General features: G+C 59.8%; 14 protein-coding genes and 1 tRNA gene. 6 read left to right on the plus strand and 9 right to left on the minus strand.

The genetic code is table 11. The features are described 5' to 3' along the window. Positions 1-59: 59 nt before the first annotated feature. A tRNA-Gly gene (locus AXW67_RS00590) sits at positions 60-133 on the plus strand. Positions 134-475: 342 nt separating this feature from the next. Here the strand turns inward: AXW67_RS00590 and AXW67_RS00595 are convergent. The 9 genes from AXW67_RS00595 to AXW67_RS00635 all read right to left on the minus strand — a co-directional run bounded on the left by AXW67_RS00595 (position 476) and on the right by AXW67_RS00635 (position 11641). Next, positions 476-1681: a diaminopropionate ammonia-lyase gene (locus AXW67_RS00595; protein ID WP_063675819.1), complete on the minus strand. Its 1206-nt coding sequence runs from the start codon at positions 1679-1681 to the stop codon at positions 476-478. A 171-nt stretch (positions 1682-1852) separates the two neighbouring features. Next, a complete protein-coding gene (locus AXW67_RS00600; protein WP_063675821.1) occupies positions 1853-3073 on the minus strand; it encodes a Zn-dependent hydrolase in 1221 nt (406 codons plus the stop codon). A gap of 81 nt (positions 3074-3154) precedes the next feature. Then, positions 3155-4312 (minus strand): M20 aminoacylase family protein, encoded by a 1158-nt coding sequence (locus AXW67_RS00605; protein WP_063675823.1) that lies wholly within the window; start codon positions 4310-4312, stop codon positions 3155-3157. A gap of 37 nt (positions 4313-4349) precedes the next feature. Beyond that, positions 4350-5399, minus strand: a complete 1050-nt coding sequence (locus AXW67_RS00610) for an amino acid ABC transporter substrate-binding protein (RefSeq protein WP_063675825.1) — start codon at positions 5397-5399, stop codon at positions 4350-4352. Positions 5400-5692: 293 nt separating this feature from the next. Then, positions 5693-6493: an amino acid ABC transporter ATP-binding protein gene (locus AXW67_RS00615; RefSeq protein ID WP_082907703.1), complete on the minus strand. Its 801-nt coding sequence runs from the start codon at positions 6491-6493 to the stop codon at positions 5693-5695. Positions 6494-6546: 53 nt separating this feature from the next. Next, a complete protein-coding gene (locus AXW67_RS00620) occupies positions 6547-7686 on the minus strand; it encodes an amino acid ABC transporter permease (RefSeq protein WP_063675827.1) in 1140 nt (379 codons plus the stop codon). A gap of 2 nt (positions 7687-7688) precedes the next feature. Further along, complete coding sequence (locus AXW67_RS00625; RefSeq protein ID WP_082907704.1) at positions 7689-8888, minus strand: amino acid ABC transporter permease; 1200 nt, start codon at positions 8886-8888, stop codon at positions 7689-7691. A 111-nt stretch (positions 8889-8999) separates the two neighbouring features. Further along, positions 9000-10025, minus strand: a complete 1026-nt coding sequence (locus AXW67_RS00630) for an amino acid ABC transporter substrate-binding protein (RefSeq protein ID WP_430648691.1) — start codon at positions 10023-10025, stop codon at positions 9000-9002. Positions 10026-10204: 179 nt separating this feature from the next. Next, positions 10205-11641: a M20 family metallopeptidase gene (locus AXW67_RS00635; protein WP_063675831.1), complete on the minus strand. Its 1437-nt coding sequence runs from the start codon at positions 11639-11641 to the stop codon at positions 10205-10207. Between the two features lie 373 nt (positions 11642-12014). Between AXW67_RS00635 and AXW67_RS00640 the strand changes: the two genes are divergently transcribed. From AXW67_RS00640 to AXW67_RS00660, 5 genes are all read left to right on the plus strand, one after another. Beyond that, positions 12015-12515, plus strand: a complete 501-nt coding sequence (locus tag AXW67_RS00640; RefSeq protein WP_063675873.1) for an Lrp/AsnC family transcriptional regulator — start codon at positions 12015-12017, stop codon at positions 12513-12515. A gap of 403 nt (positions 12516-12918) precedes the next feature. Further along, positions 12919-14454: a gamma-glutamyltransferase gene (gene ggt / locus AXW67_RS00645; protein WP_245315317.1), complete on the plus strand. Its 1536-nt coding sequence runs from the start codon at positions 12919-12921 to the stop codon at positions 14452-14454. A 157-nt stretch (positions 14455-14611) separates the two neighbouring features. Next, on the plus strand, positions 14612-15268 hold the full coding sequence (acuR, locus tag AXW67_RS00650; RefSeq protein WP_430648690.1) for an acrylate utilization transcriptional regulator AcuR: 657 nt from the start codon (positions 14612-14614) through the stop codon (positions 15266-15268). A 2-nt stretch (positions 15269-15270) separates the two neighbouring features. Then, positions 15271-16269: an acrylyl-CoA reductase (NADPH) gene (gene acuI / locus AXW67_RS00655; protein WP_063675835.1), complete on the plus strand. Its 999-nt coding sequence runs from the start codon at positions 15271-15273 to the stop codon at positions 16267-16269. A 16-nt stretch (positions 16270-16285) separates the two neighbouring features. Continuing rightward, positions 16286-16861 (plus strand): peroxidase-related enzyme, encoded by a 576-nt coding sequence (locus tag AXW67_RS00660; protein WP_063675837.1) that lies wholly within the window; start codon positions 16286-16288, stop codon positions 16859-16861. The last annotated feature ends 9 nt before the right edge of the window (positions 16862-16870 follow it).

Below are 16870 nucleotides of genomic sequence, written 5' to 3' on the forward strand. Positions count from 1 at the left end.
GGAAAGACGCCTCCACGGCAGTTGAGACCGCCGCCCGGCCGTGTTAGGGAGCCCCTGACGCGGGTGTAGCTCAATGGTAGAGCAGCAGCCTTCCAAGCTGAATACGAGGGTTCGATTCCCTTCACCCGCTCCAGTCCACGATTTTCTGCGCTTTCCTACGATCTTGTACGATCGGGTTCGCTGGACAATTGGTGCTCGGATCTTGATCGGTCACATGCCGCCGCTGGTGGATTGGAACGAGAGTTCAAGTTTTTCAATCAGTTGGATGGTGCCGTGTGCACGACGTGTGCACCGGGAGATCAAGAAAAATCTATCGAGAGCAAGTGGGGATCGTCGTTCTTTGGTAATGTGAGGTCGGCCCGCGCAAATTCGTTGAAGTGCCGGACCTGCCTGGCAGTGCTCCACTCGGGCGAAGCCAGACACGAGGCCCTACTGAACTGCGATGGCTATACACCCAGGCTCTTTGCAGCGTCCCTCAAGTCTTGCTCGGCACTCGTGCAATCACGTCCTCGGGGCGAGCGCCCACGAGCTTCTCATACAGTACTGGATCAGTCGCGCCCTCGGTATTGATCAGGAAGACACTCGCATCTGAGCCGAGTCCGATTTCCGCACGTAGCGCCGGGTCACCGGCCACCTTTGCCAATCCAGCGAGACCGACGCCGCCGCTTTCGCCGGCGACGATCGCCGGATCGCCGTCGGCGGGATACGCGAGATCCTTCATCGTCGCGATCGCCTCGTCGTCCTCAACGGTCATGAAAGCATCGGCAACGCGGGAGAGAATTCGCCAGGCAACCAGGGATGGCTCGTAGCATTCGAGCATCGCCATGACCGTCGGCTTGTCATGCGGAATCTTCACGATGTGGCCGGCCTTGGCACTCTCAAAAAGGCAGGCGGCTCGCGCCGGGTCCACCACAGTGAGGAAGGGCCTGTCATTCCCGAAGACGAGTGCAAAATGTGCGGCAACCGCTGCGGCAATTCCGCCGACGCCAGCCTGAACAAACACATGGGTTGGAGGGTTGGGTAATGCGGCAAGCGCCTCACGCAGTAGCGCGGTATAGCCCTGCATGACAAGGTGCGGTATGCGTTCGTAGCCTGGCCACGATGTGTCGGAGACCACGATCCAGCCCCGCTCGCTTGCGACACTCGAAGCCTTCGCAACGGAATCATCGTAGTTGCCCTCAACATGCTCGATGCGAGCACCATAGCGGGCGATCGCTCGGCATCTCTCGTCACTAACGCCCGCATGGACAAAGATGACGCAGCTTGCGCCAACCAGTTGGGCGCCTTGTGCCACCGACCGGCCGTGGTTGCCGTCGGTAGCACAGGTCACCGTTAGTCCCGCAGCGACTGCGGCCACCTCAGGTGAGCGCCACTCGGAAACGTCGACTGGACGGCCGAGTTGTTTCGACGCCAACTCGAGGACAAGCTGGATGACGGCATAAGCTCCCCCGAGCGCTTTGAAGCTGCCGAGACCAAGGCGGTGTCCCTCGTCCTTGAGGTATATGGACTCGACACCCAAGCGACGCGCAAGAGCCGGAAGTGAAACCAGTGGGGTCGGGGTCGCCCCCTCTCGATGTTGGAGAAAGCGCTCCACCGCTTGAGCCGCCTCAATGCCGAGAGCGTCGGCATCGGAAGGATCGAGTGCAGAACGATAGTCGCTGAGAGTATTGCGGAGCAACATGGCGTCATCTTCCGTTGAGCGAGTTCATCATAGATACCGTCCTCAATGTGATCACGGCGCTACAATTTCACCCGGATATCGCAGATTTCCCTCTCGCTCACCCTGTCAAATGAGCGTTTCGCGTCGGCGACGTTCGATGCGTGCGTCGGGTCAAGCGTTGAGCGGTCTTACTCATTGGCTCAGCTTCCTCGTGACGTCGAGAAGGACGTTAGCGCCCGCGATCAGCTCATGATCGGCCGTGAACTCTGCGGGGTTATGACTAATCCCGCCCTTCGATGGCACGAATATCATTGCCGCCGGCGCAACGCGCGCGATCATTTGCGCGTCGTGACCCGCGCCTGACGTCATTCGCCGGCAGGGTAGCTGCCGCTGGCCAGCGGACTCCTCAACGGCGCTCACAATTTCAGGTGCGAATATCACCGGCTCAAAGCGAGCCAAACGCTCGGTCCTTACCTCGTAGCCTTCGGTGACAAGTCCGTCCAGGAACCTCTGAAGCGCCGCCTCCTGAGATCTCAGCCGATCCTCGTCCGGATTCCTCAAGTCGACAGTGAAGACAGCGGCTGACGGAATCACGTTGATCGCATTCGGTTCGAACCGGATGGTTCCGACCGTCGCCACGGCGTCCCGCGTTCTTCGCGCTAGGTCATCAAGGAAGGCGATAGCTCGTCCCGCTGCAACACCGGCATCGCGACGCATCACCATGGGCGTGGTTCCTGCGTGGTTCGCCGTGCCGGCTATTGACACCCTTTGCCACGAAATGCCCTGGAGGTTTTCGACAGCACCGATAGGCAGGCCTTCGGCTTCCAAGACAGGGCCTTGTTCTATGTGAAGTTCGACGTAAGCATGCGGTCGCAGGAATCCCGGTTCTCGGGATCCGGCGTAGCCGATGCGAGCAAGCTCCGCACCAAGGGTGGTTCCGTCGGTCCCGATGGCAGCAAGAGCATCGTCGGTAGCGAGTCCTCCGGCCGCGACAAGGCTGCCCATCATGTCAGGAGCGAAGCGTACGCCCTCTTCGTTGGTGTAGGCGACTACGGCGAGAGGCCGGGCCGGTCGAAGGCTCGCTTGTTGCATTGCTTCGATCACTGCCAAACCGGCCAGCACGCCAAAGCAGCCATCGTAGATGCCGGCGTCGATGACCGTATCGATATGGGATCCCATCACGACCGGCTCACCTGAAGCATCTTCCGGCTCCCAGATGCCATAGATGTTACCAATGCGGTCGACTTCGATCCGCAAGCCCGCCTGCTTCAACCATTCACAAAGAAGGTCTCGCCCCTCGCGATCAGCATCGGTGCCGGCAACACGGCAGAGGCGACCGGCTTCGTCTCGGCCGATCGCGCCCAGTTCTTTGATACGCTCGATCAGGCGAGCTGCGTCAATCGCAATAGTCATAGCCACCCTTCCATGGAGGCCGCCTTCAGGCTGGTTTGTCAGCTTCTGCGACCCGTTTTGATCGTCAGATCTGATCGTTCGTCATGCCTCTGGTAGTCGACGCCGCGTGATTGCGACATGGAGCTTGGTGCCGGTGAGAAGTCCCTCGTCATTGAAGTCGTAGCTCGGGTTGTGCAGGGGGGCAGAGTTCGTGCCATTGCCTACGAATAGAAAGCAGCCCGGCACGTGCGCCAGAAACCGCGCGAAGTCTTCCGATCCAGTCATAGGTTCACGTGCGGTCGCGACATTCTCTGGCGGAGCGACGGTACGTGCGGCGGCAAACGCTTCCTCGACGAGGGCAGGGTCGTTCAGGAGCGGCACAAACTCGCGCGTATATGTAACCTCGACGGCAAGATTGTAGGTGCGGGCGGTTCCTTCAGCAATCGCACGCATCTGGGCCTCGATCTCCGCGCTGACTTCGGGGCGGAAGCTGCGTGCATCGCCCAGGATTCGTGCCAGTCCTGGTAGCGCGTTCCGGGTACCATCGGTAATGAGCTCGGTCACCGAGACAACACCGATATCGGTCGGGCTCAGCCGCCGAGACACTATCGACTGAATATTCATGACGGTCGCGCAGGCGGCCACAAGGGTCTCTTTGCCTTGATGGGGGCGGGCGGCGTGGCCGCCGATGCCCTTCAGTACAATTTCGAAGTTGTCCTCTGCCGACATGATGGGCCCAACACGGGTTTGCACGTGCCCGATCGCAAGACCTGGCATGTTGTGGAGGCCATAGATTTCCTCAAACGGAAACCGTTCCATCAAACCGTCGTCGAGCATCGCGAGTGCCCCTCGGCCCCATTCCTCGGCGGGTTGGAAGACAAAACGCACGGTGCCATCGAACCCACCTTCTTCGGACAGAAGCTTGGCGGCCCCAAGAAGCATCGCGGTATGACCATCATGCCCGCACGCATGCATAACACCGGGATTGAGCGACCGATGGCCAATGTTCCCTTGCTCAGAGATGCGCAGTGCGTCCATGTCGGCGCGCAGCGCGATGCAGCGATTGCCCGTTCCGCGCCTCAGTGTGCCAACCACTCCCGTACCGCCGACTCCCTCAGTAACGTCGTCCAAACCAAATTCTCGGAGCTTTGCTGCCACGAAGGCTGCAGTGCGGCGCTCCTCGAACCCGAATTCTGGATGCCGATGGAGATCCCGTCTCCACTCCGTCATTTCACGGTCCAGCATCGCAAAGTCGGTCATTGGGGTGTCTCCTTGGAAAGTGCTTATCTCGCTGCGATCAACGCATCGGCGGGGCGTATTGCGCGCCGCCATCTTTCACGAGGCGGTTGATGCCGCGGGGAATGCCCAGCGGTACAATATTGCGATTCCAGATCTCGGCGAAGTTGCCGACCGCCTTAACTGCGTTCACAGCCCACTGGGTGTCCAAGCCCAAAGCCGCACCGAGATTGTTCGTCTCGCCCATGAAACGCTGAATTTGGGGATTGGCGCTCTTACGGAACGTTTCTATATTTGATTGGGTAATGCCGAACTCCTCGGCGGTGAGCAGCGCGACATGCGTCCAGCGGACGATGTCGAAAAAGCGTTGGTCACCTTTGCGGACGAAGATTCCGAGAGGCTCTTTCGAGATGATTTCGGGTAGCACGACATAGTTGTCGCCCGCGGAACCCAGCGTCGCCTTGAACGAACCCAGTTGCGCACTGTCATTCGTGTAGGCGTCGCAGCGGTCGCTCATCAGCGCGTCGCGGATCTGTTCTAGCTTCTCAATGACAACAGGTTTTAGTTCAAGCTTATTGGCTCGAAAATAGTCGACGAGATTCACCTCGCCGGTCGAGCCAGGCTCCACACAGACGGATGCGCCGTTGAGATCCAGCGCGCTTTTTGCACCAATGCTCTTCTTTACGAGAAAACCTTGGCCATCATAGAAGTAGACTGCAGCGACCTCCAGACCGAGACTGGCCTCACGGGTGAGAGTCCAGGTCGTATATCGCGCAACGAGGTCGACTTCGCCAGACTGCAGTGCGGGGAAGCGCGTAAGACTAGTCAAAGAAGTGAAGCGCGCTTTCGCGGGATCGCCGAAGATTGCGGCTGCGACAGAACGGCAGAGGTCAACATCGAGCCCCTGCATGACGCCCTTGCTGTCGGGGAAACTAAAGCCGGGCTTGTCCCCCGAGATACCACAGACCAGATATCCGCGGGCCTTGATGGCACCGAGCGTGTCTACTGTACCGGCTGCTGCGGGTGAGTTCTGTGCCCGAGCTTGAGTGACCAACGGCGCGATCGCGAACGCTGCTGCACAGATCGTCGTGCGCAGGGCTCGGCGCAACATGTCGTGGCCCTTCGCGGGCGTCGAACAGCGCAAATCCGAACGTCTCATAGTGCAGTCCTCCTTCAAAGGCAGTGTGGTTGTTCGCGTTGATCTTTCCCGGCCTCTTCATCTTAAGACGGGATCCGCGCTGGCTGAGGACGGACGTCTTTCGATCGGGCGAGTTGCGTCAATCGCAAGAGACATTGCCATCCATCCATAGAGCCGCCTCCGGGACTAGCCTCGGCGAGCCGCGGCCTGCCGTTAGGTCAATCAATCCATCGGCTCGGAATTTCCCGAGTTGGCACATCGGAAGATCAGTGTTGTCTAAGAACTTGACCTAAGAATAGCTTGAGCCGATCGGTCTTTGGTTGGCCAAACACCGCCTGCGGACTTCCAGACTCGACGATCTGGCCGTGATCCATGAACACGACGCGATCGGCTACTTCGCGGGCGAATCCCATCTCATGGGTGACGCAAATCATCGTCATGCCATCCCTCGCGAGCGAAACCATCGTATCAAGCACCTCTTTGACCATCTCCGGATCGAGAGCCGACGTTGGTTCGTCGAACAGCATGATCTTGGGCTTCATGCATAGGGCGCGGGCGATGGCAACGCGCTGCTGCTGTCCGCCCGAAAGCTGGCCGGGGAACTTGTTGGCCTGATCCGGAATACGGACACGCTCCAGATAGGCCCTCGCCTGAGCTTCCGCGTCTGCGCGAGCGACGCCACGCACGAGCATTGGTGCGAGCGTACAGTTTTCGAGAACGGTCAGATGCGGGAATAAATTGAAGCTTTGGAACACCATCCCGACCTCGCGGCGAACGGCATCCAGATGGGCGATGTTGTGGTCGACCTGTATGCCGTCCACGACGATCGTGCCCTGCTGATGTTCCTCAAGATTGTTGATGCAGCGAATAAGCGTGGACTTGCCCGAGCCTGAAGGCCCGCAGACGACGACCCGTTCGCCGGCTGCAACGTCCAGGTCGACGTCGCGAAGTACGTGCAGGTTGCCGTACCATTTGTTGACCTTTTGTATCGAAACCGCGATCGCCTGTGTTGGCGAGTTAGTCTCGGCGATCGCTGGCTCGACCACTTTAAGTTCCTCTTGATTCATCTGCTGTCTCTCGCGGAAGGGGCGGCTCAAGATGTCGCCCGAGTGGTCAATGATTAGCGGTGTCTATGCATGTTGAGGCCGAATTCCAGCCATTGGCTGTATCTCGACATCGCGAAGCAGAAGACGAAGTAGATCAAGCCGGCAAAGATGTAGGTTTCGACTCCGAATCCCTGCCAGGCGGGTTCAGCCACGGCGACCTGTGCCGAGTGCAAGAGGTCGTATAGGCCGATGATCAGGACCAGAGAGGTGTCCTTGAAGAATCCAATGAAGTTATTTACGAGCGGCGGAATGACCGTCCGCAAGGCTTGCGGAAGCACAATCCGCCTTGACGTCTGCCAATAGGAAAGCCCCAATACATACGCAGCCTCGTACTGCCCCTTGGGGAGCGCTTGTAGGCCGCCGCGCACGACTTCCGCCAGATACGCGGCGAAGAACAGGATGATGGCGATCTGGGCTCGGACAAGTTTGTCGAGATTGACGCCTTCGGGCATCAACAGAGGAAACATGACACTTGCCATGAAAAGGAGGGTGATCAGAGGGACGCCGCGGATGATTTCGACGTAGGCCACGCAGAGCCACTTGATGAATGGGAGGTCCGAGCGTCGGCCAAGGGCCACGAAGACTGACAACGGAAATGCAATCGCAACCCCGATTGTCGCAATGATAAGCGTAAGTGCCAGGCCGCCCCAGTTCGGCTGAGAAACGAATGTGAGCCCGAATACCCCGCCCCACATGAGCAGTCCAATCAGGAGGAGCGCAATCACCCACACTGCTGCGAGTTCGAGGCGCCAGAACCGCTTCATCGCAGACACGACGAACAATCCGACGAAGAGTGCGACAACGATCGCTGGTCGCCATTGCTGCTCGAAGGGATATGTACCGAACAGGATGAAGCGGTACTTCTCCCTGATGACTGCCCAGCAAGCTCCAGTTCCCAGCGCTCTACAGCTATCGGTAATGGGGCCCTGTGGACCGGCTGGAACACTCCACACGGCGTCCAAAAAAGCCCATTGGAACAGCGAGAGTCCGGCCTTCGCCATGGCCGCCAGCAAGACCAATGTCGTGAGCGAGGAAAGCCGGGAGTAGAAGAGGTTCTCCCGCGTCCAAGCGAAGAAGCCGCCACCAATCAATTCCGGGCGTTCGCGCGCTTCAATGAGCGTCGGATTGACGATGTGTTCAACCGAAGCGGCCATGGTCAGCGCTCCACCAGCGCCACTCGGGCGTTGTAGATGTTCATCAGAAGACTGATAGAAAGACTGATCGTCAGATAGACGGCCATGATGACGCCCACGAGCTCGATGGATTGACCCGTTTGATTCATCGAGGTGGTCGCGACGGACACAATGTCCTGGTAACCGATCGCGACGGCGAGCGAGGAGCCTTTGGTCACGTTGAGATATTGGCTGGTCAACGGAGGCACAATGACGCGCAGGGCCTGCGGAAATACGATCCAAGTCAGAATGTTTTTCGGATGGAGCCCGAGGGCGCGAGCCGCTTCGTGCTGCCCTCGGCCCACCGACTCGAGCCCCGAGCGGACGATTTCGGCGATGAACGCGGCATTGTAAACGACGAGACCGACGAGAAGTGCGAAGAATTCGGGGGAAACGGTCGCGCCGCCGCGAATATTGAAGCCTTTCGGCTGAGGCATATCGAGAGCCACGGATGCGCCGAGCGAGAATCCGACGACGAGCGGGATGGCGACCAGAAGGGTGATGGCTACCGGCCAGAACGACCTTGCGCGGCCGTCATCCAGTTGCTTGCGGGACGTTCTCTTCGCGTACAGTGTCGTTGCCAGGAGGCCGAGGACAAAGGCGAGCAGTGTCCAACCATGCGCGGCTTGCCAATCCAGAACGGGAAAGCTCAATCCGCGATTCGACAGAAAAACGCCGGCGACGGGATTTAGAGCCTGCCGGACGGGCGGCAGTTTCTGGAGGATGGTGTACCAAAGAAAGAGCTGGAGCAGGAGCGGCACGTCCCGGAATAGATCGACGTAAATGGAGGAAAGCTTGGCGAGCAGCCAGTTTTTCGAAGTGCGCGCGACGCCGATTGCGGTGCCGAGAATGGTTGCAAGGATGATGCTCCAGAACGCGACCGACAACGTATTCAGGGTCCCTACGAGAAGCGCGCGGAAATAGCTGTCAGCTGGCGTGTAAGCGATCAAGTGTTCGGCAATAGGCAAACCCGCTTCGCGAGTAAGGAAGCCGAAGCCTGATGCGATGTTGCGCGCTGCAAGATTGTGGTGGAGATTGCCGGCGAGCCAGAAGACAGCCCCAAACAAGGCGAGTGCTGCGAGCGCTTGCCAAGCAAATCTACGAACGGCGACGTTGGAAAAGAATGTACCCAATGCTGCTGCCTGACGATTGTGCGCTTGTATGTCGTTGTTGAGTGCCGTCATGTCGCCCTGCCACGAACTGCAATAGGTGAGTCAAAGTGAGGGTACGTCTCCCTAGGAGAAGGCGAGAGGATCGCCGGGAGGCCTTCCTCTCGCCACCGCTCGCGAGCGGTATCACCGCATCGGGGGAGCGTATTGAAGGCCACCATCCTTCGCGAGACGGTTTACGCCGCGCTGAATTCCCAGGCTGGCGATGGTGCGGTCCCACAACTCGGCGGTATTGCCGACGGCCTTGACCACATTGACGGCCCATTGTGGATCCAGCCCAAGCGCGGCACCTAGATCGCCGGTCTCGCCCACGAAACGCTGATTCTGTGGGTCTCGTGTCTTCCGGAAGGTGTCGATATTGGTTTTGGTGATGCCGCCTTCCTCGGCGGTCAGCATGGCGATGTAAGTCCAGCGAACGATGTCAAAGAACCGTTGGTCGCCCTTGCGGACGAAGGCTCCGAGCGGTTCCTTTGATATGATGTCGGGAAGAAGAATGTATTCGTCACCGGCTGGGCCCATCGAAAGTTTCAGGGAGCCGAGTAGCGAGGAATCGTTCGTATAGGCGTCACATCGGTTGTTTGCCAACGCATCGCGGACCTGTTCGACTTTTTCGATGACGATGGGCTTCAGTGCGAGATTGTGGGCCCGGAAGAAGTCGACCATGTTGGCTTCGCTTGTCGAGCCCTGCGTCACGCAGACGGTGGCACCATCAAGCTCCAGCGCGCTCTTTACGCCCAGGCTTTTTTTCACCATGAACCCCTGGCCGTCATAGAAATAGACCGAGGCGACGTCGAGACCCAGGCTGGCTTCGCGAGTGAGCGTCCACGTGGTGAAGCGAGCCAGCATGTCGACTTCGCCGGATTGGAGTGCAGGAAAGCGTGTCAAGCTGGTGAGAGAGGTGAAGCGAATCTTTTCCGGATCACCGAAGATCGCGGCTGCGACCGAGCGGCAGATGTCCGCATCCAACCCTTGCATCACGCCCTTGCTGTCCGGGAAGCTGAAGCCAGGTCGATCGCCTGCCACCCCGCAGATGAAGTATCCGCGAGCCTTGATGGCTCCGAGCGTGTCGACCTTGTCTGAAGCAGGGGTGCCCTGACCGCTCTGGTTTTGCGCCTGGGCGCCAAGCGGAGCGATTGCCATCGATGCTGCCAGGGCCGCGGTTCCAAGCGCGAACGCCAGTCTTGAGCGTAGCCTGCCCCCGCGAGTATGAGCACGTCCCAAAGTCAGCATGGTCGATCCTTCCTGTTGGCTGTGATGTGTTGTTTTTGTCTTTGGGCGGGCCTTGCGGCATCACCGGTTCTTCTAAGAAAGCTCGGCGAGGAGCAGCCGTATCAGGCCGCCGCCGATGCGACTGGTTGCCCGTCTCGGATCGCCGCCTCTCCGAGATCCCAGAACAGACCCGTCATGATTTGCATTCCTTCCTCCGCCACGCTGACGAGCATGTGCTCGTCCGGTGCATGCTGGGAGCAAGAAGGATAGGAGTGCGGGATCCAGAGGGTCGGCATGCCGATGATCTCGGCAAAGACCTCGTTCGGCAGCGATCCACCAAAGTTGGGCAACAAAGATGCTTCGCGACCGAGCGTCGTTTCCATCGACGAAAGGGCGAACCGTACCCAGCCGTTGTCGAGGTTGGTCCGGGTCGCAAGATAGAAGTCTTCCTTGATTTCCTCGAATTTCACGTCGGAGAACCCTCGCGCATCCAGATGCGCGCGCAATGCGGGAAGCACTTTCTCCGGATCGACGCCAACGACGTAGCGCAGTTGACACGTTGCTTGAGCGGTCCCCGGCACGGCATTGACGGGGGCATCAGGCCGGCCGCAAAGGAAGGCTAGGACCTCGAAATTGCACCAGCCATAGACCTGTTCCGCGCTCGCCAAGCCCGGCTCACCCCACTTGTCGTCAATTGCCGGGTCGTCGGGGCCTGTTTCGAGGACGATTTTCTTCAGGGCTGCGCGGACCTCGGGCGGCATGCGGTCCGGCGTCCATTCGGGGATCGCGATGCGGCCGGTCGGATCGGTAATGCTAGCGATCGCATGGGCAAGCCTGATGCCGGGATTGACGAGCAGGCCACCCCAGTTTCCGGAATGATATGCTCCTTCGCGGATCTCGCAGGTCAGACGAAAGCCAACGCTGCCTCGACCGCCGAGAAACAGGGTCGGAGCACTTGCTGCCAAACGGGGGCCGTCGGAAGCGATAAGACAGTCTGACTTGAGCAGATCGCGATGGTTTCTCGCGAGTTCGGCCAGCCCGAGCGAGCCGGTCTCTTCGCCCATCTCGATGAGAACTTTGGTGTTGAACCCAAGCTGGCCGCGTCTTTCCAGCACGATGCGCAAGGCAGCGAGGTTGATTGAGTGCTGACCCTTGTTGTCCGCAGTGCCTCGGCCGTAGATGCGTCCTTCGGCTTCATCCAGTATCCAGGGATCGCGGCCGTCCTTCCAGTCGCCACTCATGCCCCACAGAACGTCGCCGTGGCCGTAGATCAGGATGGTGGGGCGTCCCGGATCTTCGATCCGCTCGGCATACATGGCCGGCAGACGCTGCTCGACCGGGTTCTCGATGACCTGGCATGAAAAACCCATCCGCTCCAGGAGCGGACGCATTTCCTTGTTCAAGTAGTGAAGGTGATCGTCGCGGCTGTCCGTTCGAGGGCTTTCGCTACGGATGGCAATGCGAGGGGCCATCTCGGCCGTGAAGTCGCCGTCAACGACATAGCGTCGCGCGGCGGCAATCGCATCTTCCCTCGTGGCCGGCTGGGCAACGCTAGACATCAGAGCTCCGGAAAGGAAAAATCGCCGACTGCGAGCACAGGTCGCCGCTCCCGTGTCGCGGTTCTTGTCCCTCAAGAAATTGCATATTCGGATATGATCAGTATTGCGGCGTCGCCGAGTTGTGCGCTCGGATTCAAGCTGCCGAATGCAATCTTCCCTCGATTTCTCGGGGTTGGCCGAACGAATTGTGGTGGTTCACTCGAAATAGTTCGGAGCACCATTTCGAGGGAAGTGCCGCAAGCTCCGGTCGGGGTTGTCGACGAAAGGGGGGCGGCGAGAGGACCGTGATGCGGGGATTCTCGTCGAAAAGATATTGCGCGCGGGCTCAAAAAAGCTTTTAGCTTGAGAGGCTTACTGGACGATGGAGGCGTTGATGCTGAAGAAGCTCGGGGTGCAAGACCTCGATCAATATGATCTAGCGATCCTCGAAATTCTTCAGCGCGACAACACGACTCCGCAACGCACTGTCGGAGACATGGTCAATCTGTCCGCTGCGGCCGTTCAACGCCGGATCAGCAGGCTTCAGAAGGGCGGTGTCATCCAAAGCAACGTCGCCATCCTGGATCCGGAGACCGTGGGTCTACCGATCACGATCCTCGTGGAAGTCCACATCGAGAGCGAGCGTCTTGATCTACTCGAGGCTGCGAAGAAGGCATTCATTGCAACCCCGGAAGTCCAGCAATGCTACTACATCACTGGCGACATGGATTTCTTGTTGGTGATCACTATCGCTTCGATGCGAGATTACGAAGACCTTACCAAGCGGTTGTTTTTCGAGAATCACAACGTCAAGCATTTCAAGACGATGGTGGTCATGGATCGCGTGAAAGCGTCGATGGGCCTAAAATTGCCCACGGAAAAAACGACTAAATAGGTCGCGCGCTTCGATCAATCGTCTATCGCCATCGACAAAGTTTCCGCATTCGTCTCCCTGACAGAACGGCATCTCGCAAGGCGGCCTTGTGACTTGCGGCCCCAACCTGCAACATTCTTGCAAAATGGGAGAGCATTTAGACGCGTTTCTCGCCCTCAACCGCAGTATTGATAGGGCCCAAGCTCAGTTTTCTGGGAAGCTGTGTTCGACTCGCTATCTCCCAAACTTGCCGGGGCTGTTGCCCCGGCGTTTTTTGTTAACCCGCGGCTGCGCAGAGATCATTCGAATCGGAGCTGAGATCCGAGGGAAGTGAGATCGGCAAAATTGCGAAACGTACGGTGCTGGTACTGACATGAGAGATTTCCAGTCGCCAGGACGTTCCGAAGCATTCGGCGTCAACGGAATGGCCGCGACCACGCACCCGCTAGCCACGCTGGCTGCCATCGACGTGCTGCGCGAAGGCGGAAACGCCATAGATGCAGCCGTGGCGGCCGGAGCGATGCTTGCTGTCGTTGAGCCAACCCAGACCGGCGTGGGTGGGGACTGCTTCGTTCTTCTGAAGCGGGAAGGGCAGCCGGTCATAGCTCTCAACGGATCCGGAGCCGCGCCATCAGCGGCGAGTGTCGAACGGCTCGCAGAAGCCGGCGTGACGACACTCGACCCCGAGAGTGCGCACACAGTTACTGTTCCAGGTGCCGTGCGGACATGGGCTCGCCTGGCAGAAGATTACGGAACACTTGATCTCGCGCGACTACTCGCACCTGCGATCGCCGCCGCGGAGAAAGGCTATCCCGTCGCTGAGCGGCTCGCGAGGGACTGGGCGAGGCACATGCCGAAGCTCTCTCGCCTCGCTGCGACGACTTCCGTCTTTCTTCCCCGCGGCGAAGCGCCGGCTCCCGGCGATTTGCACGCGCAGCCGATGCTGGCTCGCACCCTTCGGGATGTCGCCAGACAAGGGGCGGACGTGTTTTACGAGGGATGGATTGCTGAAAGCATCGTAAAAGCGCTGCGTTCGCTCGGCGGTTTTCACACCGTCGAGGATTTCGCCGCGTTCCGGCCGCGTTACGAGAAGCCGATATCAGCGTCCTACCGTGGTTTTGAACTGTGGGAGTGTCCGCCGAATGGCTCAGGCGTTGCCGCTCTGGCCATGGCAAGTCTGCTCGACCGTTACAATGTCGCGGACTTTGCTCCCGTGTCGGTGGAGCGCTATCATCTCCTGGCCGAGATCGCCCGCATTGGCTATGCGGAGCGCGACGTCTTCGTCGGCGATCCCGATGCCGGGCATGTGCCGGTCGAGCGCATGACCTCGTCAGCCCGTGCCGACATCCTCGCTCGCCGGATATCGCTGAGCGGGCGGCTGACCGACGTCACGCCGATCACCATGCCGGAACACAAAGACACGGTGTTCCTGTCCGTCGTTGATAAAGATCGCACCGCGGTTTCGTTTATCAACTCGATCTTTGACGATTTCGGCAGCGGCATCGTGGCACCCGAATGTGGGGTCCTGCTGCACAACCGCGGCTTCGGCTTTGTGCTCGAGCCCGGCCATCCCAACGTTCTTGCTGGTGGCAAGCGGCCAATGCACACCATCCTGCCTGCGATGCTGACGCGAGGTGGCGAATGCGTGCTGTCGTTCGGTGTGACAGGGGGGCATTTCCAGCCGATTGGACAAGTCCAGATCCTGTCGAATCTACTCGATCACGAAATGTCGGTGCAGGAAGCAATCGACCAGCCGCGCATCTTCGCGCGTGGCGACCAGCTGGACGTCGAAGCGACCGTTCCGGCTAAGGTCGTCGAAGGGCTTCGTGCCTTAGGGCATCTCCCGACGCGAGCGCAAAATCCACTCGGAACGGCCCAGGCGATTTGGATCGACCGCAAGCGTGGACTCCTCAGAGGCGGGGCTGATCCCCGCCGAGATGGCATCGCCCTTGGTTATTGAGGGCAGATTTGGAGAGGCATTCAGTAAGACCGGGAGTCTGGGCGCGAAAACGAACATCCAGACGCGCACACGTCTTGGAAGAGCAATCAACGGACGCCGAACCTCGACGGCGACATGACGGGTTGATTTTACAAGACGATCGGTCTAATAAATAGCCGTGACACCAATTTCCGCGTCAACCGGGCCTCGTCGTCGTGGCCGCCCGCCCAAGGACCAAACACGGCCGGACGCGCCGCGCGCACGGCTGCTGCGCACGGGCGTGGCGATCTTGACCGAGAAGGGCTTTAGCGCCGTTGGAGTTGAGGAGATCCTGGAGGCTGCAGATGTGCCAAAAGGGTCATTTTACCACTACTTCGACAGTAAAGACGCCTTCGGTCTCGAGCTGATCGACGCCTACGCTGACTATTTCGCACGCAAGCTAGACCGATGGTTCGACAACGCTGAGCGTGCTCCGCTTGACCGTCTCCGTGATTTCATAGCGGACGCGCGTTCAGGGATGGCACGGTACCGCTACCGCCGCGGCTGCCTTGTCGGCAATCTCGGGCAAGAGATGGGCGCTCTGCCAGAGCCGTTTCGAAAACGCCTGGCTGCCGTCTTCCGGGACTGGGAGACGCGGACGTCCCGTTGTCTGCGGGCGGCGCAAGAGGCGGGCGAGATTCCCAAGGGCATCGATTGCGAAGGCCTCGCGCAGTTTTTCTGGACCGGCTGGGAGGGCGCGGTGCTGCGCGCCAAGCTTGAGCGGCGCCCCGAGGCGCTCGACGTATTCGCCGAAGGCTTTTTTGCCATCGTCCACGCAAAGTGTAGGGGGAGCTGAGAGTGGGTACGAATTTCAAAGCCATCCTGATCGAGCATGATGGCACTCGGCAGTCGGTAAGACTGGCCGAGCTTCCTCGGGACCGGTTGCCCGAGGGAGATGTGACAGTTCGCGTTGCCTGCTCGACGTTGAACTATAAGGATGCGCTGGCTATCACGGGAAGGAGTCCCGTTGTTCGCCAATTTCCTATGATCCCTGGCATCGATTTCGCGGGGACGGTCGAAGAATCCTCGAACGCCGACTTCAAGCCAGGCGACCGGGTGCTGCTGAATGGCTGGGGCGTGGGCGAGCGGCACTGGGGCGGGTTGGCCGAAATCGCTCGGGTGAAAGGCGATTGGCTGATCCCTTTGGAGCCCATCTTTTCCTTGGCTCAAGCGATGAGCATCGGGACGGCCGGTTACACCGCTGCGCTCTGCGTGATGGCGCTCGAGCGCCACGGCATTACGCCGGAAAGTGGCGAGGTGCTCGTGACCGGCGCAGCAGGCGGGGTCGGCAGCGTTGCAACGGCGCTGCTCGCCAAGCTCGGTTACGACGTGGCCGCGGTTACAGGACGTCCAGAAGAATCGGACTATCTCACGAAGTTGGGCGCGAAGCGCATCTTGCCGCGATCGCAGTTCGGCGAACCGGGGAAGCCGCTCGCGAAGGAAGAATGGGCCGGCGCAGTCGATGTGGCCGGCGGGCAGGTGCTCGCCAATGTCTGCGCATCGATGAAGTATCGCGGGGTGATTGCGGCCTGCGGGCTGGCCGCCGGCATGGGCTTGCCCGTCACCGTCGCTCCCTTCATCCTGCGAGGCGTCACACTCGCGGGCATTGACAGCGTCATGTGCCCCCGCGAAGAACGCCGCGAGGCGTGGCGGCGACTTGCCCGCGACCTCGATCCTTCCCTTCTCGACGCGATGACCGAGCGCGTGCCGCTCGATGCCTGCGTCAGCGTTGCAGATCGTCTCATTGCAGGGGCGGTGCGCGGCCGCGTGAGCGTGCCAATTTCCAACGAGCAATAACCTAGGGACCAGAGTCATGACCCAAGCACTTGCAGTCAGCCGCTTCCCTGTCCCGGATCTCGCCGACATGCCCGACGACATCCGGAACCGTATTCTCGCCGTTCAGGAGAAGTCGGGCTTCATTCCGAACGTCTTTCTCGTGCTCGCGCATCGGCCGGAAGAGTTCCGCGCATTCTTCGCCTATCATGACGCGCTGATGGACAAGCCCGGCAATCTCACCAAAGCCGAGCGCGAGATGATCGTGGTCGCGACCAGTAACCTCAACCAGTGCCAGTATTGCGTGGTGGCGCATGGGGCGATCCTGCGGATCCGTGCCAAGGATCCTCTGATCGCGGATCAGGTCGCCGTCAACTACCGCAAGGCCGACATCACGGATCGCCAGAAGGCGATGTTGGACTTCGCCGTTCGGGTCTCGACCGAGGCCCAAAAGGTGTCCGAGAGTGACTTCGCTACGTTGAAGTCGCACGGATTCACCGAGGAGGACATCTGGGACATTGCTGCGATCTCGGCCTTCTTCGGCTTGTCGAACCGACTCGCCAACGTGACAAGCATGCGTCCGAACGCCGAATTCTACGCCATGGGTCGTGGCTGAGGGGAGATA

Source organism: Bradyrhizobium neotropicale (genome assembly GCF_001641695.1).
Lineage (GTDB): Bacteria > Pseudomonadota > Alphaproteobacteria > Rhizobiales > Xanthobacteraceae > Bradyrhizobium > Bradyrhizobium neotropicale.